Origin of the sequence: Devosia sp. (genome assembly GCF_017307565.1) — a bacterium.
GTDB lineage: Bacteria > Pseudomonadota > Alphaproteobacteria > Rhizobiales > Devosiaceae > Devosia.
The window spans coordinates 1-8631 of the sequence record NZ_JAFKHD010000404.1 but is presented as its reverse complement, the minus strand read 5'-3'; the positions used below and the strand labels follow the sequence as shown (position 1 = coordinate 8631).

Below are 8631 nucleotides of genomic sequence, written 5' to 3'. Positions count from 1 at the left end.
ATTGTCCCGGGTCCGACAGTGGAGACAGCCATGAGCACCCCGCGCAAGAACAAGTTCTTTGCGACCCTCGACACCTTCGTCACCGTTTTCGGCAGCGCCGCAGCGGTTTCGGCAGCAGTTGAGGCCGGCCGTGCGCCCAAGGCCAAGCACCTGTCGGCTCTCGGTATTGAGCCCAGCGCTTTCCGCTCGATCGGCCGATAACAGCCGCGTGGATCGCGATCCCTCCCCGGCGCCTTGCCTCGCAAGACGCCGAGCTGTCCGCAGCGCTTAGCGCCGACACAAAAGCCCGGATGCCAGTTCCCTCCCTGGCAGCCGGGCTTTTTCTATTTTTGGGCTTTTTGGCCATGCGCGGGCTGCATGACGGACGCCGATCTCCAGTTTGTCGTCATTGCCGGGCTTGCCCCGGCAATCCATCCCGCCTCCATCAGCCATTCTTGCCGGTGGTGACGATGGTGGGTGGAGCGATGACGAACCTCAGTCCTCGTCGCTTGCCAGCTGCCCGAGCACCGCACCCTTGCCACGCATGCGCATGATGATGGGCAGGCCCACGGCGATGATCGCAACGGCGTAGAGCACCAGCGAGATCGGCGAGTGGAACAGGATCTGCGGGTCACCCTGGCTGATGGAGAGGGCGCGGCGCAATTGCTGTTCAGCCATGGGGCCGAGAATGAGCCCCACCACCACCGGCGCGATCGGATAGCCGAAACGGCGCAGGATATAGCCGAGCACGCCGAAGACCAGCAGCAGCACCAGTTCGAACGAGATGCGCACCGGGCCAAAGCCCATGGACATGGCCCCGTTGGCGCCCAGCGTGCCGAGCGTTGCAAAGACCAGGATACCGCCATAGAGCCAGGGTTTGGGAATGGTCAGCAGCTTCACCCAAAGCCCGATCAGCGGCAGGTTGAGCACCAGCAGCATGAAATTGGCGACGAGGAGGCTGGCGATCAGCGCCCAGACCAGCGACGAATTGTTGGCAAAAAGCAGCGGCCCCGGCTGCAGGCCGAACTGCTGAAAGCCGGCAAGCATGATGGCCGCGGTTGCCGTGGTCGGCAGCCCAAGCGTCAGCAGCGGCACAAGCGTACCGGCCGCAGAGGCATTGTTGGCCGCTTCCGGACCTGCAACGCCTTCAATGGCGCCATGGCCGAATTCTTCAGGCTTCTTGGCGAAGCTCTTTTCGGCGCTATAGGAGAGGAAGCTCGCAATATCGGCGCCGCCGGCCGGCATGGCGCCGATGGGGAAGCCGATAAAGGTACCGCGCAGCCAGGAGGCCCAGCTCCGCTTCCAGTCTTCGAGCGTCATCCAGACCGAGCCCTTGACCGCCATGACCTGTGCCGCGACCTGTTCGCGATCGGCGGCGGTCTTGAGCGTTTCGCCGATGGCGAAGAGGGCAACGGCGAGGGTCGTGACTTCGATGCCGTCGAGCAGATCGAGAATGCCGAACGCCATGCGGGTCTGGCCGGTCTGCTGGTCGATACCGATAATGCCGAGCCCAAGCCCGATGAACAGCGCCGTCAACCCGCGCAGGGGGCTGTCGCCAAAGGCCGCCGAAACGGTGACGAAGGCGAGGACCATGAGCGCAAAGTAGTCGGCCGGCCCAAAGGACAGGGCAAACTTGACCACGAAGGGCGCAATGAAGGCGAGGCCGAGCGTCGCGATCAGACCCGCGATGAACGAACCGATAGCGGCGGTTGCAAGTGCAGGGCCGCCCCTGCCCTGCCGGGCCATCTTGTTGCCTTCGAGCGCGGTGACGATCGAGGCGCTTTCGCCCGGGGTATTGAGCAGGATCGAGGTCGTCGAGCCGCCATACATGCCGCCATAGTAGATGCCGGCAAACATGATCAGCGAACCGGCGGGGTCGAGCTTGTAGGTGACGGGCAGCAAGAGCGCGACGGTCAGTGCCGGGCCGATGCCCGGCAGCACGCCGACGGCGGTACCGAGGGTAACGCCGACCAGCGCATAGAGCAGGTTCTGCACCTGCAGCGCGGCGACAAAGCCCTGGGCGAGAAGGTCAAAGGTTTCCATCTCAGAAGGCTCCGGTCGTCAGCAAACGTTCGAGAACACCCTGCGGCAGCGAGAGTTGCAGGCCGCGCGCGAAGATGAACCAGACGATGAAGGAAAAGACGACGCCGATGGGAATGGTCTGCCAGAGCGGCCCGCGGCCAAAGCCCTTGGCGGTGAAGGCAAAAAGCACGCCGGTGGCGATCGAAAAGCCCGCGGTCGAAAGCAGCAGGATCTGCACGACCAGACCGGCGACGATCCAGGCAATAGGCGCATAATCGTCCTTGCTGCGGGCAGGAAAGCCGTTGCGCAGAGCCGAGATCAGCGTGCCGATGGCGAGCAGGCCAAGGCCGGATGCCACGATGTAGGGGAAGACGGCCGGGCCGACGCGCTGCTGCACCGGGGGCACGCGCATCTGGCTCGTCTGCCAGAAGATGATGATCGCAATGGCGGCGAGAATGACCGCGATGACGAGCGCCGCCCCATCGGGGCGGCGCGTGCTGTTGGTGGGGCCAGCGCTCATTGCACCAGGCCGATGTCTTTCAGGATGGTTTCGGTCGCCGCGATATCGGCAGCAAGCTGCGCATCGAAGGCTTCGCCATCCAGATAGGTGTCGACCCAGCCCTTGGTTTCGAGCGCGGTCTTCCAGGTCGCCGAGGTGGCGAGAGCCTTCACATCAGCGGTGATGGCAGCCTTCTGCTCGGGCGTGATGCCGGGCGCAGCGGCGACCATGCGCCAGTTCTGCACGGCGAGATCAACGCCGGCTTCCTTGAGGGTCGGGCCATCGACGCCCGGCACGCGCTCATCGGAAGACACAGCCAGCAGACGCAGGTCGCCAGTCGCGATCTGCGAGGCAAATTCGCTGATGCCGGAAATACCGACGGTCACCTGATTGCCGAGAATGGCCGCCAGAGCTTCGCCGCCGCCGGAATAGGCGATGTAGTTGACCTGGGTGGGATCGACGCCAATGGTCTTGGCGATGAGGCCAGCCGTGATGTGGTCGACGCCACCGGCCGAACCGCCGGCCCAGGAGACGGCGCCGGTGTTTTCCTTGAGCTTGGCGACGAGGTCGTCGAGCGTCTGGATATCGGAAGCGGCGGGAACGACGATGGCGACAGCTTCACCGGTGAGGCGGGCAATCGGGGTTACATCGGCAAGGGTCACGGGCGAAGCGTTGGTCAGGATGGCGCCGACCATCACATAGCCGCCGACGATCAGGGCATTGGGGTTGCCGGCTTCCTGGTTAGCGAACTGGGCAAGGCCAATGGTGCCACCGGCGCCGGGAACGTTGGTGACCTGCACATTGCCCGAAATGCCTTCGGCGTTGAAGGCTTCCTGCATGGTGCGGGCGGTCTGGTCCCAGCCACCGCCCGGCGCGGCGGGCGCCAGAATGGTGTAGTCGGCAGCAAAGGCAGGCAGAGACAGGGCGCCGGAAACCAGCGCCGCGAGAAGCAGCTTGTTCAAAAATTCCTCCCAGAACAATGGCGAACGTCGTTGCGTTCGTGCCTCCACTTTAGGGAGGCTCCCTGTCATCGTCCTGTCACGGCAAATTCAGGGTCGCTCGGGGGCGTGGCGCGGTCCGCTGTCAGGCAGAACGGCGGCTGAAATTGTTCTGGTCGAGCTGGCGCCCCTGACCATAGGCATCGAGCAGCCGGGTGCAGTGTTGGGCCGAGACGGGCCGCGAATAGAGGAACCCCTGCCCCAGACGGCACCCGAAACGGTGCAACGCGTTGGCCTGCTCTTCACGTTCCACGCCCTCGGCAACGGTCCGCATGCCAAGCTTGCGGGCGATGTCGATAAGGCCGGAGACCACGGTTTCGCTGGGCCCGTCGACGCCGAGCCGGGCCACGAAGGAGCGGTCGATCTTGATAATGTCGACGGGGAAGGTCAGGAGGTGCGTCAGCGAAGCAAAGCCGGTGCCGAAATCATCGAGCGCCACCAGCAGTCCGCGCTCGCGCAACGCCTCTACGGCGCGCGGCACCAACATATCGCTCCCGCCCATGAACACGGCCTCGTTGACCTCAAGCACGATGTGGCGCAGCGGCACATCGGCCCGGCCGAAAATGTCGATGATGCGCTCGGCAAGGTCGCCGCGCTGGAAATCCCCGGTCGTGACATTAACCCCGACATGCTGGAAATTGACGCCGGCATCGAGCCAGCCGCGCATGTCCCGCGCCACCTGTTCCAGCATCTTGCCCGTCAATTCGAAGGCGATGCGCGGGTCGGTAAGGGCGGCGTGGAATTCGCCGGCGGAAATGACCTTGTCGGGCCCAACGCGCAGCCGCGCCAAGGCTTCAAGGCCGACGATCTCACCGCTCTCGATATTGACGATGGGCTGGTAGTGCGGTTCAACGCGATCATCGGCAAGCGCCTGATCAAGCTGCCTCACAAGCGCGATCCGATGCGTCATCTCCGTGCGCAGGTCGGCGTGAAAGGCCATATAGCCGCCGCGACGGGCCTGCTTGGCATGGTAGAGCGCGAAGTCGGCATTCTGGGACAGCATATCGCCATCCGTCCCGTCCGTGCCGAACAGCGCACCGCCCATGGTCACGTGCGCTTCGAAGGACTGGCCGTGAACCTCCACCAGGCCCACCGTCGCCTCGCCCACGAGGCTCGCCCAGTGTTCGAGCATGTCGTGGCTATCACAGCCACGCGCCAGAATGGCGAACTCGTCGCCGCCGAGGCGGCACGGGAGAAGCAGGGGATGAACGCCCTTCAACCGCGCGCCCACCGTCGCGATAAGACGGTCGCCGGCGGCGTGGCCGATCGTGTCGTTGATCGCCTTGAGGTGATCGATATCGAGCAGGATGAGGCCAAAGGGCTCTCCGGCCTCGATGTGATCTGAAAGCAGCTGGTTATAGCGGCCGCGATTGGGCAGGCCCGTCAGGGCGTCGTAATAGGCAAGCCGGATGTTGCGCTCGCGAATGCGCTCGTGCTCGATGGCCAGGGCGCAAAGATGCACGCAGGTTTCCACGATCTGCCGTTCGCGCTGCGATGGGGCTCGCGTCGTTCGATAGTAAAAGGCGAAAGTCGCGATAGTCTGTCCGCCAGGATTGCGGATCGGCGAGGACCAGCACGCCTGCAACCCCAGCGGTTGAGCGAGGGCACGAAAATCGTCCCAGAGCGGGTCGGTGCCGATATCGGTGACGACAACTTCCTGATTTCTGAACGCCGCCGTGCCACAGGAGCCTGCCTTGGGGCCTGCCTTCAGGCCATCGATGGCGGCCGAGAACATTGGCGGCAGGCTCGGCGCGGCGAGGGGCCGAAAGGTGCCGCCGTCCTCTACCAGCAGAATGGAACACACGACTTCAGGAGCGAACTGCTCGGCACGCTGACACAGGAGCCGCCCGATGGCCGGCAAGGCTTCGCCCTGGGCCACCGCTTCCAGAATCTCTGTCTGCAAGCGCAGCAGCTGTTCCGTTTCCCCACCGGTCATCGCTGTCCCCCAAGGATTGCGGTGGCAGAATGCCTGAGCGAGGTAAAGGGACCGTTCTAGCTTCGGCTATAATTGCTGCGAATTGTCTGTATCGCGCGCTTCGTCCGGCCCTTGACTCTCAAATAGCCATAGAGCTATGAATTAAACCATAGCCAACGAGGTATTGATCCTATGCAAACGGCACCTGATACGGTGTTCAAGGCTCTTGCCGACCCAACACGACGGGCGCTGTTCGAGCGTCTCTGCCGGGAGGGGGAGCGCACCGTCGCAGCCCTCACGGCCCAGGCCGGCGTATCCCAGCCGGTCGTTTCGAAGCATCTCGGGGTGTTGAAGGAAGCAGGGCTCGTGCGCGGGCGGATCGATGGCCGGCAAACCCACTACAGCGCCCAACTGGCCGCGCTTGGGCCCCTCGTCGACTGGACCCGGGAAATGGCGGGGTTTTGGGAGGGGCGCTTTGATGCCCTGGAAGATCTTTTGAGGAGAATGGACCAATGAGCGAAGTCACCACCACGCCGTCCCGAGCCGTCTGGCCCCGCTGGGTCCGGCTGTCCCACCGCTGGATTTCCGTTGCTTTCGTATTGAGCGTGATCGCCACCTCGATTGCCCTGGCGCAGGCCGAGCCGATCATGTGGATGTCCTATGTGCCACTCTTTCCGCTGCTCTTGCTGTTCCTGACCGGAACCTATCTCTTCGCCCTACCCTATTTTGCCCGCTGGCACAGCCGAGGCCGGGCCGCCGACTGATGGCGGAAAAGGAAACAGCCAAGCCCAAGGCAGAAGGCGTCGTGCTGCTTTCGGGCGACAATCCGCAGATCGCCAAGGGTTTTGGCGATGAACCCGTCGCCGCCTATATCGCCGCCGTGCCCGGCTGGAAGCAGGAGGTGGCCCGCGCCATCGATGCTGCCATCGTCAGGACCGTCCCAGGGGTGAAGAAAGCGGTGAAGTGGAACACCCCGCTTTATGGCCTTGATGGGGAAACCTGGTTTACCAGCATGCATTGCTTCAAGAGCTATGTGCGGGTGACCTTCTTCAAGGGCACCGAACTCGACCCGATGCCGCCCAAGACATCGAAAGTGGCCGGCGTGCGTTATTATGATGTGACCGAAGCAGGGCTCGACGAAAAACAGTTCGCGGCATGGCTCGAACAGGCCGTGCTGCTGCCCGGCGAAAAGATGTGAGGACGGAATGACCGACAAAAGTGCCGCCGAAAAGATCGATGCCCGCATTGCCGAGCTGGGTGGCTGGCGCGGCGACATGCTGGCGCGCATCCGCAAGCTGATCAAGGAAGCCGACCCCGAGGTCGTCGAAGAGTGGAAGTGGGAAAACCCGGTCTGGTCGCATGGCGGCATCATCTGCACCGGCGAAGCCTACAAGGCCGCGGTCAAGACCACTTTCGCCAAGGGCGCGGCGCTGGCCGATCCCAAGGGCATCTTCAATTCGAGCCTGACCGGGGGCACCCGCCGCGCCATCGATTTCCGCGAAGGCGACGCGATCGACGAAGCTGGCTTCAAGGCGCTGATCCAGGCCGCCGTCGCCGAAAACCTTTCGAAATAGGATTGTATCAATGACCGAAGCCACGCCCGAAATCCGCACCGTCGTCGTTGAGCGCGACTTTGCCCACAAGCCCGAAAAGCTCTGGCGGGCTCTCACCCAGCCGCACCTGATCAGGGAATGGCTGATGCAGAGCGACTTTGCGCCCGACCTCGGCCACAAGTTCAAATTCACTGCCGATTGGGGCGCCATCGACTGTGAGGTCAAGGAGATCGAGCCCAATCGCACCCTCTCCTATTCCTGGGATGCCTATGGGCTTGAAAGCGTGGTCACCTGGACGCTGACGCCGAGCGCCACGGGCACGCAAGTGCGCATGGAACAGACCGGCTTCCGCCCCGACCAGAACCAGGCTTTTCACGGCGCCCGCCTGGGCTGGCAGGACTTCTTCGGCAAGCTCGAAACCCTGCTCGAGCGCACGGAGTAGCTGGGGTTTAGACCAACCATCAGCTCCCACCCCGGCCTTCGCCGGGGTGACAATCGAGAAAAAAGGCGGCGCCGCAGCGCCGCCTTTTGCTTTAGTCGGGCAGCTTGAAGGCCACGACCTTGGTCGAGAAGCGCGACTGGATGGCGCCCTGCCCACCGGCAACGACGGCGATATATTGCTTGCCATCGAGCGTGTAGCTGATCGGCGCGCCGCCGGCGGCCGGCAGCTCGGTCTTCCAGACTTCCCTGCCCGTCGCCAGTTCGTAGGCCCGGAGCATATTGTCCTTGGCCGCGGCGATGAAGACGAGGCCGCTGGCGGTGTTCATCGAGCCGCCATGCGTCGGCGTGCCCATGGTCAACTCGAACGGCAGGGTGATGCCGAGCGCACCACTGCCCTTGGAGGTGCCGAAGGGCTGGGTCCACAGCATCTTGCCGGTATTGAGATCGACCGCGCTCAGATAGCTGTAGGGCGGATCGATGCAGGGCACGTTGAGCGCGGTGAGCCAGAAATAGGGTGCCGCGGCATAGGGCACATTGGCCTGCGCCACGAGACCACCGACTTCACGACGATCACCCCATTCGCCCTGCGGCTTAGCACCCCGCGCATCCGCATCTTCGCGGGTGAGCAGCTGCACGTAGCTCGCAAAACGGTTGGAATTGACCACCATGACGCCGCGCAGAGGATCAACCGACACGCCGCCCCAGTTCATCGCCCCGAAGGTGCTGGGGGTCTGGATCGAAGGCGTCAGGCCCGGCGGGGTATTGGTGCCCTCGTAGCGCGCTTCCTTGAACTTGACGCGGCAATAGAGCTGGTCGAAGGGCGTGACGCCCCACATATCCGCCTCGGTCAGATCAGCACTGCGGAACGAGGGCAGGCTGTTCGAGAAGGGCTGGGTGGGCGAATTGCGCTCTTCGGGCACGACGCCATCCTGTGGCATCGCGGTCTCCGTCACCGGGAAGATCGGCTCGCCGGTCGTGCGATCGAGCACAAAAACTTCGCCAGCCTTGGTCGGCTGCACCAGCGCCTTGCGCATCGTGCCCGAAGCGTCGGGCAGGTCGAGGAGCGAAGCGGGCGAAGCCACGTCATGGTCCCAGATGTCGTGATGCTTGGTCTGGAAGGACCAGCGCAGACGCCCGGTTTCCGCATCGAGTAGCTGGAGCGCTTCTGGGGTCCTCCCGGCTGGCCCGCGACGTTCACCGCGTTCGACCTGACCGTCGGTGGCC

General features: G+C 63.9%; 11 protein-coding genes. 6 read left to right on the top strand and 5 right to left on the bottom strand.

Features of this window, described 5'->3' with window-relative positions:
- The first annotated feature begins 30 nt into the window (after positions 1-30).
- Positions 31-201 (top strand): hypothetical protein, encoded by a 171-nt coding sequence (locus tag J0I64_RS16305; protein WP_291410114.1) that lies wholly within the window; start codon positions 31-33, stop codon positions 199-201.
- A gap of 273 nt (positions 202-474) precedes the next feature.
- Here the strand turns inward: J0I64_RS16305 and J0I64_RS16300 are convergent, their stop codons facing one another.
- The 4 genes from J0I64_RS16300 to J0I64_RS16285 all read right to left on the bottom strand — a co-directional run bounded on the left by J0I64_RS16300 (position 475) and on the right by J0I64_RS16285 (position 5434).
- Positions 475-2022, bottom strand: a complete 1548-nt coding sequence (locus J0I64_RS16300) for a tripartite tricarboxylate transporter permease (protein ID WP_291410113.1) — start codon at positions 2020-2022, stop codon at positions 475-477.
- Between the two features lies 1 nt (position 2023).
- Positions 2024-2521, bottom strand: a complete 498-nt coding sequence (locus tag J0I64_RS16295; RefSeq protein ID WP_291410112.1) for a tripartite tricarboxylate transporter TctB family protein — start codon at positions 2519-2521, stop codon at positions 2024-2026.
- Positions 2518-3462: a tripartite tricarboxylate transporter substrate binding protein gene (locus J0I64_RS16290; RefSeq protein ID WP_291410111.1), complete on the bottom strand. Its 945-nt coding sequence runs from the start codon at positions 3460-3462 to the stop codon at positions 2518-2520. The genes J0I64_RS16295 and J0I64_RS16290 overlap by 4 nt, the downstream gene beginning before the upstream one ends.
- Positions 3463-3583: 121 nt before the next feature.
- Positions 3584-5434 carry an EAL domain-containing protein gene (locus tag J0I64_RS16285; protein ID WP_291410110.1) on the bottom strand — a complete coding sequence of 617 codons (1851 nt, stop codon included), beginning with the start codon at positions 5432-5434 and terminating at the stop codon, positions 3584-3586.
- Positions 5435-5605: 171 nt separating this feature from the next.
- On the opposite strand from J0I64_RS16285, the gene J0I64_RS16280 reads away from it, so the two are divergent.
- Genes J0I64_RS16280 through J0I64_RS16260 form a run of 5 tightly spaced genes read left to right on the top strand, consistent with a single transcriptional unit; the run spans position 5606 to position 7408 of the window.
- A complete protein-coding gene (locus J0I64_RS16280; RefSeq protein WP_291410109.1) occupies positions 5606-5929 on the top strand; it encodes a metalloregulator ArsR/SmtB family transcription factor in 324 nt (107 codons plus the stop codon).
- Positions 5926-6177 carry a hypothetical protein gene (locus tag J0I64_RS16275; protein WP_291410108.1) on the top strand — a complete coding sequence of 84 codons (252 nt, stop codon included), beginning with the start codon at positions 5926-5928 and terminating at the stop codon, positions 6175-6177. The genes J0I64_RS16280 and J0I64_RS16275 overlap by 4 nt, the downstream gene beginning before the upstream one ends.
- Positions 6177-6611, top strand: a complete 435-nt coding sequence (locus J0I64_RS16270; RefSeq protein WP_291410107.1) for a DUF1801 domain-containing protein — start codon at positions 6177-6179, stop codon at positions 6609-6611. The genes J0I64_RS16275 and J0I64_RS16270 overlap by 1 nt, the downstream gene beginning before the upstream one ends.
- 7 nt (positions 6612-6618) lie before the next feature.
- Positions 6619-6987: a DUF1801 domain-containing protein gene (locus J0I64_RS16265; protein WP_291410106.1), complete on the top strand. Its 369-nt coding sequence runs from the start codon at positions 6619-6621 to the stop codon at positions 6985-6987.
- A 10-nt stretch (positions 6988-6997) separates the two neighbouring features.
- Complete coding sequence (locus J0I64_RS16260; protein WP_291410105.1) at positions 6998-7408, top strand: SRPBCC domain-containing protein; 411 nt, start codon at positions 6998-7000, stop codon at positions 7406-7408.
- 91 nt (positions 7409-7499) lie between these two features.
- Here the strand turns inward: J0I64_RS16260 and J0I64_RS16255 are convergent.
- The coding region (locus J0I64_RS16255) for a PQQ-binding-like beta-propeller repeat protein (RefSeq protein WP_291410104.1) at positions 7500-8631 on the bottom strand (1132 nt) is incomplete at its 5' end.